General features: G+C 60.1%; 17 protein-coding genes. 3 read left to right on the forward strand and 14 right to left on the reverse strand.

The window, feature by feature from the left end; all coding sequences use genetic code 11:
• Window positions 1-578: 578 nt before the first annotated feature.
• The 9 genes from AACR93_RS02330 to AACR93_RS02370 all read right to left on the reverse strand — a co-directional run bounded on the left by AACR93_RS02330 (window position 579) and on the right by AACR93_RS02370 (window position 8,483).
• Window positions 579-2,207 (reverse strand): methyl-accepting chemotaxis protein, encoded by a 1,629-nt coding sequence (locus AACR93_RS02330; RefSeq protein WP_043849906.1) that lies wholly within the window; start codon window positions 2,205-2,207, stop codon window positions 579-581.
• Window positions 2,208-2,477: 270 nt separating this feature from the next.
• Window positions 2,478-3,350, reverse strand: coding sequence for a TIGR03899 family protein (locus tag AACR93_RS02335; protein WP_043849907.1), 873 nt, complete (start codon window positions 3,348-3,350; stop codon window positions 2,478-2,480).
• Between the two features lie 104 nt (window positions 3,351-3,454).
• Window positions 3,455-3,934, reverse strand: a complete 480-nt coding sequence (locus AACR93_RS02340) for a DUF3299 domain-containing protein (protein ID WP_041210241.1) — start codon at window positions 3,932-3,934, stop codon at window positions 3,455-3,457.
• Between the two features lie 31 nt (window positions 3,935-3,965).
• Complete coding sequence (locus AACR93_RS02345) at window positions 3,966-5,213, reverse strand: ABC transporter permease (RefSeq protein ID WP_043849908.1); 1,248 nt, start codon at window positions 5,211-5,213, stop codon at window positions 3,966-3,968.
• On the reverse strand, window positions 5,207-5,896 hold the full coding sequence (locus tag AACR93_RS02350; protein WP_041210239.1) for an ABC transporter ATP-binding protein: 690 nt from the start codon (window positions 5,894-5,896) through the stop codon (window positions 5,207-5,209). The genes AACR93_RS02345 and AACR93_RS02350 overlap by 7 nt, the downstream gene beginning before the upstream one ends.
• A gap of 4 nt (window positions 5,897-5,900) precedes the next feature.
• Window positions 5,901-6,479 carry a DUF2796 domain-containing protein gene (locus tag AACR93_RS02355; RefSeq protein ID WP_043849909.1) on the reverse strand — a complete coding sequence of 193 codons (579 nt, stop codon included), beginning with the start codon at window positions 6,477-6,479 and terminating at the stop codon, window positions 5,901-5,903.
• A gap of 30 nt (window positions 6,480-6,509) precedes the next feature.
• On the reverse strand, window positions 6,510-6,809 hold the full coding sequence (locus AACR93_RS02360) for a DUF2607 family protein (protein WP_043849910.1): 300 nt from the start codon (window positions 6,807-6,809) through the stop codon (window positions 6,510-6,512).
• Between the two features lie 43 nt (window positions 6,810-6,852).
• Window positions 6,853-7,395, reverse strand: coding sequence for a YtfJ family protein (locus AACR93_RS02365; RefSeq protein ID WP_041210236.1), 543 nt, complete (start codon window positions 7,393-7,395; stop codon window positions 6,853-6,855).
• A 209-nt stretch (window positions 7,396-7,604) separates the two neighbouring features.
• Window positions 7,605-8,483 carry a hypothetical protein gene (locus AACR93_RS02370; protein ID WP_041210235.1) on the reverse strand — a complete coding sequence of 293 codons (879 nt, stop codon included), beginning with the start codon at window positions 8,481-8,483 and terminating at the stop codon, window positions 7,605-7,607.
• 138 nt (window positions 8,484-8,621) lie between these two features.
• Here AACR93_RS02370 and AACR93_RS02375 point away from each other — a divergent pair, with 138 nt between their 5' ends.
• Window positions 8,622-8,972, forward strand: coding sequence for a hypothetical protein (locus AACR93_RS02375; RefSeq protein WP_043849911.1), 351 nt, complete (start codon window positions 8,622-8,624; stop codon window positions 8,970-8,972).
• Between the two features lie 28 nt (window positions 8,973-9,000).
• Here the strand turns inward: AACR93_RS02375 and ppa are convergent, their stop codons facing one another.
• The 3 genes from ppa to AACR93_RS02390 all read right to left on the reverse strand — a co-directional run bounded on the left by ppa (window position 9,001) and on the right by AACR93_RS02390 (window position 12,308).
• Window positions 9,001-9,531, reverse strand: a complete 531-nt coding sequence (gene ppa, locus AACR93_RS02380; RefSeq protein ID WP_005335667.1) for an inorganic diphosphatase — start codon at window positions 9,529-9,531, stop codon at window positions 9,001-9,003.
• 198 nt (window positions 9,532-9,729) lie between these two features.
• A complete protein-coding gene (locus tag AACR93_RS02385; RefSeq protein ID WP_043849912.1) occupies window positions 9,730-11,319 on the reverse strand; it encodes a DUF3369 domain-containing protein in 1,590 nt (529 codons plus the stop codon).
• Between the two features lie 107 nt (window positions 11,320-11,426).
• Complete coding sequence (locus tag AACR93_RS02390; protein WP_043849913.1) at window positions 11,427-12,308, reverse strand: LysR family transcriptional regulator; 882 nt, start codon at window positions 12,306-12,308, stop codon at window positions 11,427-11,429.
• Window positions 12,309-12,467: 159 nt separating this feature from the next.
• Here AACR93_RS02390 and AACR93_RS02395 point away from each other — a divergent pair, with 159 nt between their 5' ends.
• Both AACR93_RS02395 and AACR93_RS02400 read left to right on the forward strand, forming a co-directional pair.
• Window positions 12,468-12,872, forward strand: a complete 405-nt coding sequence (locus AACR93_RS02395) for an SMR family transporter (protein ID WP_082044052.1) — start codon at window positions 12,468-12,470, stop codon at window positions 12,870-12,872.
• The gene (locus AACR93_RS02400) at window positions 12,860-13,180 is read left to right on the forward strand and encodes an SMR family transporter (RefSeq protein ID WP_033113059.1); all 321 of its coding nucleotides are present in this window, start codon (window positions 12,860-12,862) and stop codon (window positions 13,178-13,180) included. The genes AACR93_RS02395 and AACR93_RS02400 overlap by 13 nt, the downstream gene beginning before the upstream one ends.
• Window positions 13,181-13,249: 69 nt before the next feature.
• On the opposite strand, the gene gloA2 is transcribed toward AACR93_RS02400, so the two are convergent.
• Complete coding sequence (gene gloA2, locus AACR93_RS02405; protein WP_043849914.1) at window positions 13,250-13,651, reverse strand: SMU1112c/YaeR family gloxylase I-like metalloprotein; 402 nt, start codon at window positions 13,649-13,651, stop codon at window positions 13,250-13,252.
• A gap of 59 nt (window positions 13,652-13,710) precedes the next feature.
• On the reverse strand, window positions 13,711-16,029 hold the full coding sequence (mrcB, locus tag AACR93_RS02410) for a penicillin-binding protein 1B (RefSeq protein WP_041210229.1): 2,319 nt from the start codon (window positions 16,027-16,029) through the stop codon (window positions 13,711-13,713).
• Window positions 16,030-16,101: the final 72 nt, after the last annotated feature.

Raw genomic sequence — 16,101 nt, forward strand, 5'->3', positions numbered from 1 at the left:
TGTCAGATAACAAGGGCCTGTCTCAATATCTAGTATGTTAGGCTACGCTCTGCGCCATCTCGTATGTTGGGCTAAAAATCGTAGGTTGGTGCTGAACGAAGTGAAGCCCAATGTTTACCGCGAAACGTATCTGCACATCTGTTTTACCGAACGCTCCAACCCGTGTTTATTCCGCTCTGGTTGCGGTGATTATGCTCATCTGTTGGGCTTTGCTACGCTCTGTGTCAACTAGCAACAACCACGCTACCGCCCCTGAATTCCAGCCTCCAGCTTGCTGCTTTTACCTGCGATGTAGCACTGGCGTGGTTCATGGCTGACTCCGACAAGAGGTTGCCAAGCGGCTATGTTACCGAACGGGGCTATGGAAGAAAGTGGATGTGGAAAATTTCCTGAGCAAGATCAACAAACTACTCTGTTACGGGCGGCGATATGGTCGCTCAACAGCGGCGCCCATCAGCGCAGAGGAAGATTGGAAGGTGTAACGGCAGTCTCGTCCTCTTATTGGCAGGCATTAAAAAACCACATGGGCCCAAGGGCCCATATGGTTTTTCTGCGGTGATTGCTTGTATTTATCTGGCTTAGCGAACCGGCACCACGCGGGCGGCTGGCATCTCGTAGCGGCTCTGGGTTGCCGGAGCCCCTTTCTGGAACTGGCGTACCAAACGGTTGAGCTCGCTCAGCTGGGTCACCAGCTGGGTGATGCCGTGGACGGCGTGCTGGCTGCCGACGCTGGAGTCATCGGCCAGGGTCTTGATGCTGAGCACGTTGCGGTTGATCTCGTCGGTGACGTGGGACTGTTCCAGCACAGCCTGGGCAATCTGGCCGCTGCCGGAGGCAACCTGCTGCAGCATGTTGTTGATTTGCTGCAGGATGGTGCCGGTGACCGATGCCTTCTGCTGGCAGCTCTCGGCCAGTTGGCAACCCTTCTCCATCGCCTGCTCAGCCTCGCCGGAGCTGTTCTGCAGTTCGGTGATCATCTTCTGGATTTCGCTGGTAGAGGATTGGGTCTTGATGGCGAGCGAGCGGATCTCGTCGGCAACCACCGAGAAGCCACGACCCGCTTCACCGGCCCGGGCGGCTTCGATAGCGGCATTAAGGGCCAGCAGGTTGGTCTGGTTGGCGATGTTGTTGATGACATCGAGGATGCCGTCGATATCGCGGCAGTGGCCGACCAGCGCGCTGATAACCGTTCTGGAGGTGGTCAGTTCGCTGTTCATGCCGGCAACGGCGGCGACGGTTTCGGTGACGCTGTCGTTGCCGCTCTTGAACAGATCGGCGGTCTCGTCCAGCAGGCTGGAGGAGTCGCTGGAGCTTTGTGATACCTCGCGAATGGACTCGGACATCTCGGTGATGGCGGTCGCTACCTGATTGGTCTCGGCCTGTTGCTGCTGCAGGTTTTCGGTGATGGATTCGGCGTTGCGCAGATCCCCCTCGGCGGCTTGCAGGATCCGGCTGCAGGTCTGCTGGGTACGGGCCAGCACGGCGTTGAACTCGGCCTGATTCATCACCATCGAGAGCTCGATGGCGGCGATGTTGTCCACCTTGTTGGTGTAGAGCAGCTGCATCAGCGGGTTGTCGAAGCGGCTGCGGGCCATCTTGTTGAGCTTGCCGAGGCGCCGGGAGAGGGCGTTGAGGGTGATGGCGGCCACGGCCAGCGGAATGGCGGCCAGAGCGAGTTGCCAGTTCATATCGTGGTTGTAGCCCAGCGCAAACATGGCGACCACGCTCAGCAGCAGGCAGAGGTTGATGGCCAGAGTGTGGGAGAAGGTCGGCAGTTTCAGCGCCAGCGGCAGCTTGTCATTGCGCAGGTCGGCATAGATCTTCTCGGCCCGCTGCTTGATCTCTTCACTCGGAGCAGAGCGTACCGACTGGTACTCGACGACCCGGCCATTGCCATCCTTGATGGGGGTGACAAAGGCGCTCACCCAGTAGTGGTCGCCATTTTTGCAGCGGTTCTTCACCGGCCCCATCCAGACTTTGCCCTCTTTGATATGGTTCCACAGATCGGCGAAGGCCTGTTTCGGCATGTCAGGGTGGCGCACCAGATTGTGGTGTTGCCCCACCAGTTCATCCAGTTGGAAGCCGGCAATCTCGCAGAACTCGTCGTTGGCGTAGGTGATACGACTCTCCAGATCCGTGGTGGAGATGAGGCTCTGGTGATCCGGATAGAGACGTTCGCGCTGGGTAACCGGTTGATTGACTCTCATGGCGTTGCTCCCGAACTGTGGTGGCTAAAATTTGATCTACATCAAGAGTGTGTGCAAAGGATGGGCCATATGCCGCCTTTAATGATTTTTATGTCATTAAAGGGCTGGTGAGCGTGGTGGTGGGGATTTTGTTTTGCAAGTTGCAAAAAATGGGGGTGGAGAGGGGAGAGCGATCTGCATTTTGCACATCATTTTGAATATGAGACCAATGCAGATCGCCCTATTCGCAATAAGGGAGGGCTTGCCTCCCCGGGGTATCCAGGAACGGGTTCAGGGATGGCTTGCGGGAGTGGGCTCTGTGGTGGAGGGGGGCGGCTCGCTCGGTTGTTGCTGCACCTCTATCTGCATCCCCTGCACCAGCACGGTTTTCAGATCCTGCAGGTACTCATCCAGCGGCGCATCGGTGAGCAGCTGGGCCAGCTCGTTGCCCACCGGGGTGAGCCGGTAGTAGAGCAGGGTGATGTTGTTCTGCTTGCGCTGCAGCCGCCAGCGCTGGTTGCCAAACTCCAGCTCCACGCCATCGGCGGGCAGCGGGCCGGACTCCAGTTCGCCCTTGTGCAGCAGACCCAGCTCGAACAGCTGCAGCAGGGCGCTGTAGGGGAGGCGATATTTGCCGAGCCCCAGCCGGGTTGCCTTGGCGCGGCTCAGCAGGCTGGCGCCCTTGTGCAGCCCCAGCAGCAGGCGCTGCTCGTCGCTGCCCGCATAGTGGCAGGTGAGGGAGCAGATGCGCTGGAACAGCTGGGCTTCGCGCTGGGTCATCTCCTTCAGGGTGGAGAGCGCCCGGATGGAGAAGCGACCCGGGGTGGCAACCTCCAGCGCGAAGATCCGCCCCCACAGCTGCTGCATCGGCACCATGCTGATATCTTCGGCCAGTTGCAGGAAGCGGGTCAGCCAGTCGCTGTCCATCTCGCCGCCGGCGGCGGTCTCTTCGCAGTGACGGGAGGCCATCACCATGATGGCTTCCAGATTGCGCTGGCGGGCGGCCTGATCCGCCAGATGGCGAAAGGTGGCGCGCTGTTCGAAGGTGCTGTCGGTGTTGCGGGTGAGCATGCCGTCGATGCCGCGGCTGCGTGCCAGACGCAGAGTCTGCTCCTGACTGCTCAGGATCGAACTCTCTTTCTTGGGGGGGGGCAGATCGGCCATGCTGACTCCATTCGCACAGGTGCAGGAGGTGAATGTTACTCCAAGCCAGGTTTGAAGATAACAAAGCGGCCTCCGTGGAGGCCGCTTTTTTTGCAAAGGGAGGATTACTCCTCGTAAACGCTCACCTCCACCGCATCCATGGCGTAGGAGGCGGTGGCCATTTCGTGGCTGGAGCTGACGGTGCGCATCTTGCCCTTGACCCAGATGGCGTCCCATAGGTCATCCACCGGCGCTCCCTTGGGGTAGCTCACATAGACCACCTGATTGGTGGGCGGGGGCGGTACGTGGATACAGGCGCCAAAGTAGGGAACCAGCAGGAAGGCGGTGATCTTCTTGGCATCCCCCTCCAGCGGTACCACGAAGCCCGGCAGTCGTACATTCTGCTCATTCAGCTTTTTGTTCACGCCACCCACAGGTTGCGGCACCGAGGCAAAATTGCCGTCATGGTTGATCGGCGGGGGCGGCTGGATCTTCTCTCCCTGCGGGATGAGCACGTCCCAGTCGATGGTCTTGTAATCGTCTGCGGCCATGGCGGGCAGTGCCAGCAGGCTGGCGAGCAGCGCCACTATTTTCCACTTCATCATCTGTCCTTCTGTTTCTCTTTTGGGCGTCTCGCTAGACGCGAATACTCATGCCATCGCTCAGGCTGTAGCGGTAGGCGCGGGCTGCCGGGAGCAGGCCGATCACCATGCCCGCCAGCCACACCAGCCCCAGCAACTGCCACTCGTAGGCGCTTGGCAGCCCCAGACTCAGTTGCAGGCCATAGTGGCTGAGCAGCCAGGGGGTAGCAAGCCCCTGCCCGAGGTAGAGCACCGCCACCCCGAACGCGATGCCAATCGTGGTCAGCGCCATCGCCTCCAGCGCCAGCAGCAGGAACAGGTGGGCAGGGCCGGCACCGAGGGAGCGCAGGATGGCGAGCTCCCGGCGCCGTTCGTTAAGCCCGGCGAGCAAGGTGGTCAGCATGCCGATAAGGCCCGCCACCACCACAAAACCGGCGATGACCGACAGGGCGGTTTCCGCCACGCTCATCAGGCTCCACAGCTCCTGCAGGGCGGCGCCCGGCAGGATCGCCATCAGCGGCTCTCTGGGATAGGTGTTGATGGTGCGTTGCAACTGGAACGCCAGAATCCGGTTGCTCAACCCCACCATAAAGGCGGTGATGGTTTTCGGGGTGAGATCCTGCGCCAGCGCCTGCTCAGGGGTGACGTTCTTGCTGTGTCGGCCGGTATCCCACCCGAGATGGATCGCCTCGATCCCCGCCAGCGGCACATGGATGGTGCGATCGATGGGCGTACCGGTCGGTGCCAGAATGCCCACCACCTTGAACGGCAGGTTGTCGTGCTGGCTGAACGAGGTGTTGCCGGCGCCGTGGGCGATGACGATGGACTGGCCAAGGTGATAGCCGAGCTTCTCGGCCACCTGGGCGCCGAGTACCGCTTCAAACGGTGTGTCGAACGGTCGCCCCTCGCGCAACTGCAGCGACTGCTGCTGGCCGTACTTCAAGTGGGTGAAGTAGTCGCCGTTGGTGCCGAGCACCCGAAATCCCTTGTGGGAGTCACCGAGGGAGAGCGGGATGGTCCAGGCGATGCCGGGGCGCTGCTTGATGGCCTGGTAGGAGTCCCAGCCCACGTTGTTGGTCGGGTTGCCGATGCGAAACACCGAGTAGAGCAGCAGATTCACCTGACCGGAGCGGGCGCCGACGATGAGATCGGTGCCTGAGACGGTATTGGCAAAACTGTCGCGCGCCTGATTGCGCACCCGCTCCACCCCGAGCAGCAGGGTGACGCTGATGGCGATGGCCAGCAGGGTAAGCCCGGCGGTGAGGCGGCGGGCCCAGAGACTTTGCAGGGCGAGAGTCAGCATGATGCCCTCCGGTTGAGCTGTTGTAGGTTCTCCACCCGCGGGAACAGGGGTTCGAGATGAGGATCGTGGCTGACGAAGATGAGGGTCGAACCCTGCTTGTCGCACTCCTCGAACAACAGCTTGATAAAGGCGGCACGGTTGTCTGTGTCGAGGGCCGAGGTGGGCTCGTCGGCAATCACCAGCGGTGGCGAGCCAATGAGAGCGCGTGCTGCAGCGACCCGCTGCTGCTGGCCGATGCTGAGGGCGTGCACGGGACGATGCAGCGCTTCGTCCGGCAGTTGCAGCTCTGCCAGCAGGCGGCGCGCCTCCTGTTGTGGCGAGGCTTGCAGCCGGCTTCGCTTCTCGGGGGAGAAGGTGAGCGCAGCGGTGACGTTATCCAGCACCGAGAGAAACGGCAGCAGATTGAACTGCTGGAAGATGTAACCGAGATTGGCCGCCCGGAAGTGGTCACGGGCGCGGCCAGAGAGCTGGGCCAGTGGCTGGCCCAGCACCTCCAGGGTGCCGTGGTTGGCGGTCTGGATCCCGGCCAGCAGGCCGAGCAGCGTCGATTTGCCGGAGCCCGACGGCCCCTTGATAAAGACCCGCTCGCCCTTTGCAATGGTCAGGGTGGGCAGGTCGAGTACAACCTCGTGACCCGGCCAGGCAAAGGCCAGATCGCGGATCTCAACCACGGCGTTTTTCATGGCGTTACCAGCTCAGCTTGTTGGCGGACGGGGTCAGTTCGGCTGCGGTCTGGCCGGTGGGCAGGATCCCCTGCACGCTCAGCTTCTCAAGGCTTGGATAGACGCTGAACAGGGTCGCCTCAAGGCCGGTGAGTTTGGCCGGGGTGGCGCAGGTGTAGGTATACATGGCGCCCATATCGGCGTGACCCGCTTCGTCATGATCATGGTGGTGCTCATGCTCGCCGCTGGCAGCCTTGTCATGGTCATGGTCATGGTCGTGATCTTCTTTGGCGGCCTGCAGCTCCTGTTGGGTCAGCTTGCAGCCGGCGGCCGGGTCGAAGCGGAACAGGGTGTCAGGCTGCTGGAGGCGGGCAATGGCCTTGGCATATTGTGCCTTCTCTTCGTCGCTCTTGGCTGCGTGCTCGAAGCCCACCAGATCGGCGGCAGGGGCTTGCAGCTCGATCATCAGTTGGTCGCCATCGACCACCAGATTGAGGTGGCCGTGGCCATGTTCGTGGGCGCCGTGGCTGTGACTTTCGTGTTCATCGTGATTGGCGTGCGCGGCAAAGGTGGCTACCGCCAGCAACAGGGTAACTGCTTTCATCTTGAATCCTTTTAATAACAAAAAGATAACTTAAACAAAGGGATAGATAAAAGCGGAGAGCGGTGGCGCACGGATTGCGTAGCTGTGGGGAGGGGTGGCATCTGCCGAGTGTTGCATGAGTGCAACAACAGGCGTGTCGGCCGTTTTATCAGCGTAACAATATGGGGCAGGGGTGATCGCCTGTTTGCCATCCAGATGGAGGGCACAGACCAGACAGTGGTGGTTGTCGTGACCGGGTAGGGCGGAGTCAAGCTGATGCCGGGCGAGCAGGGGTTGTAGCAACAACCAGCCCAGCAGCAGGATCCAGATTTTCAGCTTGATACGACCCATAGACCCTTATGGAAAGGGCGCCATCAGCGCCCTTTCACTCTGATTAGAGATGGGACTTGATGAGCCCCATCACGGTTGCGATGTTGTTGGCATCGAGCTGGCCATCTTTGGCAAACAGCACCTTGCCCTCTTTATCCAGCAGGATGATGGCTGAACTCTCCGGCGCCAGATCCCAGGCGTTGCGCGCCATACCCTTGGCATCCAGCACCAGTGCGGACCAGGGGAACTCTTTCTTGGTATCTTCAGCGCTGCTCTTCACAAAGCCGGAAGTACCCCAGATGGCGTCATTGCTGTTGATGATGGTGACGGTCTGGTACTTGTCATGGGGCAGATGAGCTGCCTTGATCGCCTCGATCATCGGTGCATTCAGCTCTTTGGCACTGGTGCGACCAGCGATGTGCTGGATCAGGAAGACCTTGCCGGTGAGCGCCTTGCTCTGCCACGGCTGGTAGCTGATCTCCTTGCCGCTGAGTACCAGCTCACCCTTGTCGCTGATATTGACCAGCGGAACCGGGTTCGCTTCCTTGATGTTGCTGGCGAAGGCGAGGCAGGGCAGCAGCGCCAAAGTAAGTACGAGATGTTTCATCCTGATGACACTCCATTTGTTATGTTATAACGAGTTTCAGATTGAGGGAATGGGCGAGCTTCATCCTAAACTGATCGGATCTGTTTAAAAAGTGTTAAATAGAATCGCGATTCGGAAGTGCCACCACCCCGTCTGTTTGACGAGGTGGGCTAGGATGGCATGGCATCGATAAAAATCAATGAATTGGCAGCTGGTCTGAGCTCTCGGGTTCAGTAGAGCGGCTGGCTGACGAGGGGGATCCTGGCCAGCGCCATCTGCTGCACCATCAGCGGAGATCCGGTCAGCAATACCTGACGCTGGTTGTTGATCATCAGGGTATCGCCCTTGAGGCCGCTGTCGGCGGTGATGGCGAGCCAGGCGGGCGAGACACTGCCGATGCTGATATCGGGATAGATGATGCTGAGCACATATTGCGGCGCCAGCTCGGCCAGCAAGCTGGCCATCAGCAGTGCCTTCTCGTCGCTGTCTGCCTTGTTCTCCTGCAGCGCCTGCAGCGGAGGGGCGAAGTGATCCATCTGCTCGGGCTGGGTCGGGATGGCGTTCAGCCACTCCTGCAGCAGGCTGACGCTGGTGGCGAGATCCTTGGCGGCAAACTGGCGGGCCAGCGGCTTGAGGGAATCCTTGAAGTGGTAGAAGAGCCGCGAGTAGTCGGGCCGCACGCAGGGCAGTTTGCGATTGGAGGGATGCACGCAGGGCACCACCATCATCTGGTAGAAAGCGTCATCCTGATACTGCTGGTACGCCTGCCAGAAGAGTTGCGACTCCATGCTGTCATCGTGCAGGGTGAAGGCCTGCTCCAGCGAGCGAAACTTGGTAGCGGTCTCGGGGCTGTACTGATTGATGAGATTGATGCTGTTGTAGAGCCTGGGTCCGATGTAGGCGTACAGGGTCTCCAGCGGCTTGGTGAGGGAGGCATCGAGCAGTTGCATCTCGTGCTGGCTCGCTGCCAGGGTCTGATCATCCGTAGTCAGCTGAAAGTGCTGGTGCTGACCGCCCGGCGATTGCCACTGCCAGCTCATCTGGATCTCGCTGGCATGAGCTGTGGTAGAGAGGGTCAAAGCGAGCAACAGCGCGGCGATTGGCTTCATGGCGGTGTTTCCTGCCGGGGATGATAATTAACAACTAGGTGAGGCGGGGCCAGTTTGGCGATGTTTCGTTTTGTGAACCGGATAACAGACTGATGTGGCTTTAAATTTAATTGTGAAAAAAAGTCACGAGGAGGGGTTATGAAGCTGTGGCTCTTGGGATGGCTGGTGGTGATGAGCCTGCCGGCAGTGGCGGGGCCTGTCATCGTCAGCAAGGGAGATGACGGTATCGATGCCTTTGCCCTGCGCGACAAGCTGGCGCGCGAACATGAGTGGCAGGAGTGGTTGCGCTTCCAGCAGGCCATCAAGTGGCTGGAGGTGCTGCCGGTCAATTGCGAGCTGGTGAGTCAGAAGGAGGGAGGGTATCGCTGTGGGAGCGATTATTACCGTCCCTACCAGCAACAAGATGGTCGTGAAATATATATTCAGGGGGATCCTGCTGGCGAAACACCCCAAAATTTGCCGCAACAACCCACTAAAAAGGCGCCATAAGGCGCCTTTTTCATCTGAGGGGTTGCGCTTACTTGGCAGCGTAACGCTCGGCAGAGGTTTTGATCTCGGCTTCGGCTGCGGCCTTGTCGCCCCAACCTTCAACCTTGACCCATTTGCCTGCTTCCAGCTCTTTGTAACGCTCGAAGAAGTGCTGGATCTGTGCTTTCAGCAGTTCCGGCAGATCGTTCACATCCTGAATGTGGTCGTACTGCTTGGTCAGCTTGGAGTGCGGTACGGCAACGATCTTGGCATCTTCGCCAGATTCGTCGGTCATCTTCAGCACGCCAACCGGGCGGCAGCGGATGACGGAGCCCGCCAGCAGCGGGTAGGGGGTCGGAACCAGTACGTCGACGGGGTCACCATCCAGCGAGAGGGTCGCGTTCACGTAGCCGTAGTTGCACGGATAGAACATCGGGGTGGACATGAAGCGATCCACGAAAATCGCGCCGCTATCCTTGTCGACTTCGTATTTGATCGGGTCGGCATTCTGCGGGATTTCGATGATGACGTAGATATCGTCGGGCAGGCTCTTGCCGGCCGGTACCAGGTTCAGGCTCATGATATTTCCTTGGTTTTAATATCGGGTTTGCAGGCCGACATTATAGCGATGTGATGTTAAATGACCATATTTCAGCAGATATCGCCGCCAAAGAGAGGGGATGTTTATCGCGGGGGGATAGTAGGTGTGCGCAAAATGCAACAAATTGGCTGTTTTGATGCCATACCGGTGGGTTGCGTCACCGGTATGGCATGAGATTCAGAGCGAGTAGGGAAGCCGCGATTCGTTGACCAGTCGGGCGAGGGCAGCCACGACATGGGGGTCAAACTGGGTGCCGGAGCGCGACTGGATGTACTCCATGGTCTGCTCCAGCGTCCAGGGCTCCTTGTAGGGGCGCTTGCTGAGCAGGGCATCGAACACATCGACCACCGCCACAATCCGCGCCGAGAGCGGGATCTGCTGACCAGCCAGCCGTTCGGGGTAACCCTTGCCGTCAAAATGCTCGTGGTGGCCACGGGCAATCTCGGCTCCGAGCGACAGGTAGCTGGTGCCTTCCACCATTTCGCCCGCCTTGTGCAGTATGTTGGCGCCGATGCCGGCATGCTGCTCCATGATGGCCCGCTCGTCGGGATCGAAACGCCCCGGCTTGTGCAGGATATGGTCCGGTGTGCCCACCTTGCCCACCTTGCCCACATCGTGCAGGATGGAGGCCATGCCGATCATTTCGACAAACTCCGGGGTCAGCTGCTCGGGATAGGCCGCCATCTGCTTCAATTCGGCCACGATGGCATCGGAGAGCTTTTGAACGCGCAAGACGTGTTCGCCGGTGTCCGAGTCGCGGAACTCCGCCAGCGCAGCCAGCGCCACCACGGTCGCTTCCTGGGCACGCAGCAACTGGTTGTAGAGATAGAGGTTGTCGTAGGCGGCGGAGATACGCTGGCAGAACACATCCAGCAGATCGCACTCTAAAGGATCGAGGGGTTGGGTAGGGGTAAAGCTCAGCACGAACTCCCGGCCATTCTGGGCGGCGATATAGAGCGAGTCCTGCGGGTGTTCAAAGCGGTTGCAGCGGGCTGCCAGCGCCTTGGTCACCGACTCGTTGAGGGTCGGGAAGTCGGTGAGACTACCCTGACTCAGCAGGGTTTCATAGTCACCGGTGGCAGCCAGGATCTCCAGTTTCTGTTCCCCCGGGCGGCGCTCGGCACAGATGGCCCCTTCGGTGCCGACGTCCAGAATCGCGCTGATCTGCTTGAGCACGCCGGAGGCAAACTCCTTGAGCGAATGGAGATGGTAAAGGTCTCCCGCCCCTTCCAGGATCTTGCCAAGACCTTGCCGGCTCTTGTCGATGGCACTCAGCGTCTCATATGAGCGCAAGGAGGCAATGACAGTGGTGTAGAGCTTTTGCACCGTCAGCTCGGTCTTTGTCTTGTAGTCGTTGATGTCGTAATCGAGGATCACCCGCTGCTCTGGCGCCTGACCGGGCTGGCCGGTTCGCAGCACGATGCGCACCAGCGAGTTATGCATTTCGTTGCGGATCCTGTGCACCAGCCGCAAGCCGGCGTCTTCTGTCTCCATCACCACATCGAGCAGGATCAGGGCAATTTTGGGATTGGCCTCCAGCATGGTGGCAGCTTCAGCACCACTGTAGGCATTGAGCAGTTCGAGCGGGCGGGATTTGTACTGAATATTGGAGAGGGCAAGCCGGGTGGCATGATGAATGTCGGGCTCATCATCCACGATCAGCACCTGCCAGGGGTTGAGTGCCTTGGGGGTTACGACCTCTTCGTCATCGAGTTCGATGATGTCGTCATCCAGCCAAATGTCGTCCTTGTCTTGGGCACTGCTCATATCGGTTACGCCTCCGGCGTTCAATGAGTATGTAAACAGTATGCACGATCATGCTCGGTAGACGCATCAGCTTAAATGCAGATCGTGAGCTTGCTCTGCCATTGCGCTTACTCGAACGGTTCCAGATACGTCTGGATCGACTTCTTCAGCCAGGCCAGTGCCTTGCCGTGATAGGCGTTCTGCGCCAGATAGACCCCGTAATCCCGCCACTGCAGGCTGAACTTGTGTTTCAGTGTCAGTAGCGAACCCTGCCTCAGCTGGCTCTGTATGAGGGGGGAGGGGAGCACCGCCCAGCCAAGGCCGTCCAGCACCGCATTGCGCATCAACTCGAAGCTGGAGAGACCGATATGCTTGCCGCCCACTGGCAGCAGGCTTTTTACAGAAAACTCATCCACATAGGAGAGTGTGACCTGAGTGTGATCGGTGAGATCCTGCTGCACCACCCGTTTCAGCGCCGCCAGCGGGTGGTTGGGGGCGACCACCATCAGGGTGCGGATCGGGTTGAGCAGATCGATGTGGAGGCCGCTGCGCTCCTGATCTTCGGTAATGAGGCCGAAAGCGGCATCGACAAATCCCTCCTCGACCAGCGCCGGCAGCTCGGGCGGGGAGGCGAGCACCAGCGAGATGCTGGTGCCGGGAAACTGGTTGTGCAGTCCAGCCAGCATCTCGCGCCATACCTGCTCGGGAATTGCGTCATCGCGGGCGATACGCAGTGCCACTTCGGCCCCCGAAGCGTAGTGCTCGCATTTCTGTTGCAGGCTGTTGGCGGCCTGCAGCAGGCGGGTGCAGTCATCCAGCACCAGCTCGCCGATTTCAGTCAGCCGACTCTGGTTGGCACCGCGTTCAAAAAGTTCGACGCCAAGCTCGACTTCAAGAGCCGCAATTGCGGTACTGACTGCGCTGCGGCTCTTGCCAAGGCGGCGGGCAGTGCTGGCGATGGAGCCACTATTGGCAGACTCGACAAAGAGTTCTATCTGATAAAGCTTCATGGTTTACGGCATATGACACAGTGATCCCATCTTCACCTTACCCTGCCCCCGACTGACAAGGCAAACGAGTAGCGTCGATATTGTCGACGCTTAGCGACTCCCGCCGGAGAGAATGTCCGAGCTACCATCTCTCCCGTCGCAGCAACAAAAGGAAATTTTATGTTATTCAGTCGCATGCTTTTAGCTCGAATATTTTTGACGGGCGCCATAGTGACCGAGGTCGCAGGCACCTCGAGTATGGCGATGATCCCCGAGAACGATGCCGGATGGCTCAACTATTTGCCGATGTGGGTGCTGATTTCGCTCTCGTATCTGCTACTGGCCAAAGCCGCCAAAACAATCTCCATTGGTATTGCCTTTGCGTTGTGGGAGGGGCTGGGGATTGCGCTGATCACCGTCGTCTCAGTGATGTTCCTTGACTACAACCTGAGTGCTCAGGAGTTGGTTGGTCTGGGGCTGGCGATAGTGGGTATTGTTATGGTGACCATGGGGGAGTGCCACGATGAGCCGACAAGTGCTCACGATGACGCCCGCAATGGCGAGGAGGTTGTATGCACCCGTTAATCATCGTTTTTGGCGCAGCTCTGCTGGATATCGGCGCCAACATGGCGATCAACCGCTCGGTCGGCTTTCGCTACAAGAGGTGGGGTTTCCTCGGCATCCTGCTGGTGCTGATGGCCTTTACCCTGCTCTCGGAGGCTGTAAGCGGTGGCAAGATCGACCTGGCCGTGGCCTACGCGACCTGGGGCGCCATCGGTATTCTCGGTACTGCGCTGGGTGGCTTGCTCATCTTCCGCGAGCGCCTCAAGCCCATCGGCTGGGCCGGCATGATGGTGATGGCACTGGCTGTCGCCATGCTGACCACCGCCTGATATAACGCCAGCAATAAATAATAAAGCCGCCCGGTTCGCCGGGCGGCTTTTTGTTTGGCCGATGCGGACTCAGCGCGGCGCTTCGTAGAGCTCCAGCGGCAGGCCGTCGGGGTCAGCGAAAAAGGTGAAGCGCTTGCCGGTCAGCTCATCCACCCGCACCGGTTCCACAGCGACTTGGTGGGCATGCAGATGGGTGATGACGCGGTCAAGGTCGCCGACCCGAAAGGCCAAATGACGCAGGCCGCATGCCTCTGGCGTAGAGGGGCGCTTGGGCGTAATGGGGAAGCTGAACAGCTCCAGCTGACTGCCATCCGGCAGGGCCAGATCCAGTTTCCACGACTGGCGCGCCTCGCGCAGGGTCTCCGCAATGATGGGAAGTCCCAGCACCTCGTGATAGAAGTGGCGCGAGCGAGCGTAATCGCTGGCGATGATGGCAACGTGGTGGATGGCCTCAAACAGCGGCTGGTGCATGGTGACTCCTTGTAAGCGGGATGGCGAGATGGGCAGCCCGGGCTACCCGTCTCCCTCGGTCAGTTGAAGAAGCCGCCGAACCAGTCGTCCAGCGCGCTGCGTGGCGTACCTGGGCTGCTGCAGCTGGTCGGTGAGCCCATGGTCGAGACCTTGGCCGGCACCTGCAGGCTGCCCGGGCAGTCGCTGGTGACCCGGGTGCCACTGGTGCGAGAGAAGTTAGCCCAGGTAACCCCTTCCGGGATCTGCAGGCTCAGGCTGTTGACGCCGCGCTGGCTCATGTAGCCGGTAAAGAGCTGCAGGGCGCCGCTGGCACCGGTGAGACCCGCCGGGGTGTTGTCATCGCGGCCGACCCAGATGCTGACCAGCTCGTTGTTGTCGAGCCCGGTAAACCAGGAGTCGCGCAGCTCGTTGGTGGTGCCGGTCTTGGCCGCCATGGTGGCGCCCGGGAACTTGGCACCCAGCGAGCGTGCCGTCCCCTGACTCACCGTCTTGGTCATGGCGAACAGGGTGAGCCAGCTCGCCTGACTGTCGGTAACCCGTTTGGCGGTTTGATCATGCTGATAGAGCAGGCTGCCATCCCCTTTGACCACGGCGCGGATCGCCGACAGCGGCTGGGTCAGACCCTGATTGGCGATGGGCAGGTACATCTGGTTCACCTCCATCGGCGAGAGCGCCACGGCCCCCAGCACCAGCGACGGATAGGGCTGGATCTCCTGCTGCACCCCCAGTTTGTGCAGGGTGTCGACCACCTTCTCCAGCCCCACCTGCAGACCAAGATTGACGGTCGGCACGTTGAGGGAGCTGGCCAGCGCATCCATCAGCGGCACGCTCTGGCGGAACTTGCGATCGTAGTTTTGCGGCGTCCAGACCTGACCATCCTGACCGCGAATGCGGATCGGCTGATCTTTGAGCGGGGTCGCCAGGGTCAGGCCGTTGGAGAGGCCAGTCAGGTAGACCGCAGGTTTCACCAGCGAACCGATCTGGCGGCGGGCATCAAGCGCCCGGTTGAAACCGGCGTAGCGAGGATCGCGACCACCGACCAGCGCCACCACTTCGCCCTTGTGCCAGTCAGAGACCACCATGGCGGCTTCCAGCTTCTTCTTGCCGCGCAGTTTTTCGATGTCGGCGAGGCCAGAAGCGACCGCCTGTTCAGCGGCATGCTGGGCGATGGGGTCGAGGCTGGTGAAGATCTTGAGGCCGGACTGCTTGAGCAGATCCGGGCCGAAGCGGCTCTGGATCTCGCGCTTGAGCAGCCCCATGAAGGCCGGGGTGCGGCCGTAGCTCATCTGGCCGCGGGCGATGATGCCGAGCGGCTGCTTGCTGGCCAGATCATATTCGGCCTGGGTCAGGCTGCCGTGATCCATCAGCAGTTTCAGTACCAGATCGCGGCGCACCTTGGCCCGATCGGGGAAGCGCCAGGGATCGTAATAGGAGGGGCCTTTTACCAGACCGACCAGCAGGGCGACCTGATCAATATCCAGCTCGTTGACCGGAATGCCGAAGTAGAAGTAGGAGGCGAGGCCGAAGCCATAGACCCCTTGCGAGAAGTTCTGCCCCAGATAGACCTCGTTGAGGTAGGACTCCAGGATCTCGTCCTTGCTGTAGCGGTAATCGATCAGTACCGCCATGTAGGCTTCCTGCAGTTTTCGCCACAGGCTGCGCTCACGGGTCAGGAAGAAGTTCTTGGCCAGCTGCTGGGTGAGGGTACTCCCGCCCTGCACGGTGCGGCCGGCGATCAGGTTGGCAAACATGGCGCGCATGATGGCGATGGGGGAGACGCCGCCATGCTGATAGAAGTCGCGATCCTCGGTGGTGAGCAGGGTCACCAGCAGACTGTCCGGCACCTCGGCGAGGCGTACCAGCAGGCGGTCTTCCCGATCTTCGGTGTTGAGGCGATCGAGCAGCACCGGGTCCATCTGGGCGTAACCGAGCTGGCGCTGGTTCTCCAGCGACTGGATCCCCTCGAGGCGCGGGCCGTTGAAGGTGAGGCGCAGGCCGCGGGCACCATCGGTACCATCGTAGAAGGCAAATGGTCGGCGAATAAGCTCGATGCGGTTGCCGATGATGGTGTATTCGCCCGGAGTATGGGGCTGGCGCACCTGCTTGTAGCTCAGCATGTTGAGCTCGCGCAGCATCTGGTCGCGCGACAGGCGCTGACCCGGATAGAGCTCCAGCGGACGGCTGTAGACCATCACCGGCAGCTGCCACTTCTCGCCGTCAAATCGCTCGCGCACCTGGGTATCGAGGTAGATGCCAAACACCACCATAAAGGCCGCTACCACCAGCGAGAGCTTGAAGCCAAGCCAGAACAGCTTGCGCCAGATGGTACGCTTGGGTGGCGCTTTCTTGGGGGCGCGCTTGCGTCGTTGGGTTGCCATAAATCCTCTTTGCTTTCCTTTCTACTTGTTATGTCGCATTCGCGAACGTCCGATCGGGCCTGGCCAATCGAA

Source organism: Aeromonas sp. L_1B5_3, assembly GCF_963866575.1.
In the GTDB taxonomy this organism is placed as follows: Bacteria; Pseudomonadota; Gammaproteobacteria; order Enterobacterales; family Aeromonadaceae; genus Aeromonas; species Aeromonas jandaei.

What these genes read in the sequence shown, in the direction of transcription:
- AACR93_RS02330 (WP_043849906.1), bottom strand. Translation starts at nt 2,207, where the DNA reads ATGAGAGTCAATCAACCGGTTACCCAGCGCGAACGTCTCTATCCGGAT.
- AACR93_RS02335 (WP_043849907.1), bottom strand. Translation starts at nt 3,350, where the DNA reads ATGGCCGATCTGCCCCCCCCCAAGAAAGAGAGTTCGATCCTGAGCAGT.
- AACR93_RS02340 (WP_041210241.1), bottom strand. Translation starts at nt 3,934, where the DNA reads ATGATGAAGTGGAAAATAGTGGCGCTGCTCGCCAGCCTGCTGGCACTG.
- AACR93_RS02345 (WP_043849908.1), bottom strand. Translation starts at nt 5,213, where the DNA reads ATGCTGACTCTCGCCCTGCAAAGTCTCTGGGCCCGCCGCCTCACCGCC.
- AACR93_RS02350 (WP_041210239.1), bottom strand. Translation starts at nt 5,896, where the DNA reads ATGAAAAACGCCGTGGTTGAGATCCGCGATCTGGCCTTTGCCTGGCCG.
- AACR93_RS02355 (WP_043849909.1), bottom strand. Translation starts at nt 6,479, where the DNA reads ATGAAAGCAGTTACCCTGTTGCTGGCGGTAGCCACCTTTGCCGCGCAC.
- AACR93_RS02360 (WP_043849910.1), bottom strand. Translation starts at nt 6,809, where the DNA reads ATGGGTCGTATCAAGCTGAAAATCTGGATCCTGCTGCTGGGCTGGTTG.
- AACR93_RS02365 (WP_041210236.1), bottom strand. Translation starts at nt 7,395, where the DNA reads ATGAAACATCTCGTACTTACTTTGGCGCTGCTGCCCTGCCTCGCCTTC.
- AACR93_RS02370 (WP_041210235.1), bottom strand. Translation starts at nt 8,483, where the DNA reads ATGAAGCCAATCGCCGCGCTGTTGCTCGCTTTGACCCTCTCTACCACA.
- AACR93_RS02375 (WP_043849911.1), top strand. Translation starts at nt 8,622, where the DNA reads ATGAAGCTGTGGCTCTTGGGATGGCTGGTGGTGATGAGCCTGCCGGCA.
- ppa (WP_005335667.1), bottom strand. Translation starts at nt 9,531, where the DNA reads ATGAGCCTGAACCTGGTACCGGCCGGCAAGAGCCTGCCCGACGATATC.
- AACR93_RS02385 (WP_043849912.1), bottom strand. Translation starts at nt 11,319, where the DNA reads ATGAGCAGTGCCCAAGACAAGGACGACATTTGGCTGGATGACGACATC.
- AACR93_RS02390 (WP_043849913.1), bottom strand. Translation starts at nt 12,308, where the DNA reads ATGAAGCTTTATCAGATAGAACTCTTTGTCGAGTCTGCCAATAGTGGC.
- AACR93_RS02395 (WP_082044052.1), top strand. Translation starts at nt 12,468, where the DNA reads ATGTTATTCAGTCGCATGCTTTTAGCTCGAATATTTTTGACGGGCGCC.
- AACR93_RS02400 (WP_033113059.1), top strand. Translation starts at nt 12,860, where the DNA reads ATGCACCCGTTAATCATCGTTTTTGGCGCAGCTCTGCTGGATATCGGC.
- gloA2 (WP_043849914.1), bottom strand. Translation starts at nt 13,651, where the DNA reads ATGCACCAGCCGCTGTTTGAGGCCATCCACCACGTTGCCATCATCGCC.
- mrcB (WP_041210229.1), bottom strand. Translation starts at nt 16,029, where the DNA reads ATGGCAACCCAACGACGCAAGCGCGCCCCCAAGAAAGCGCCACCCAAG.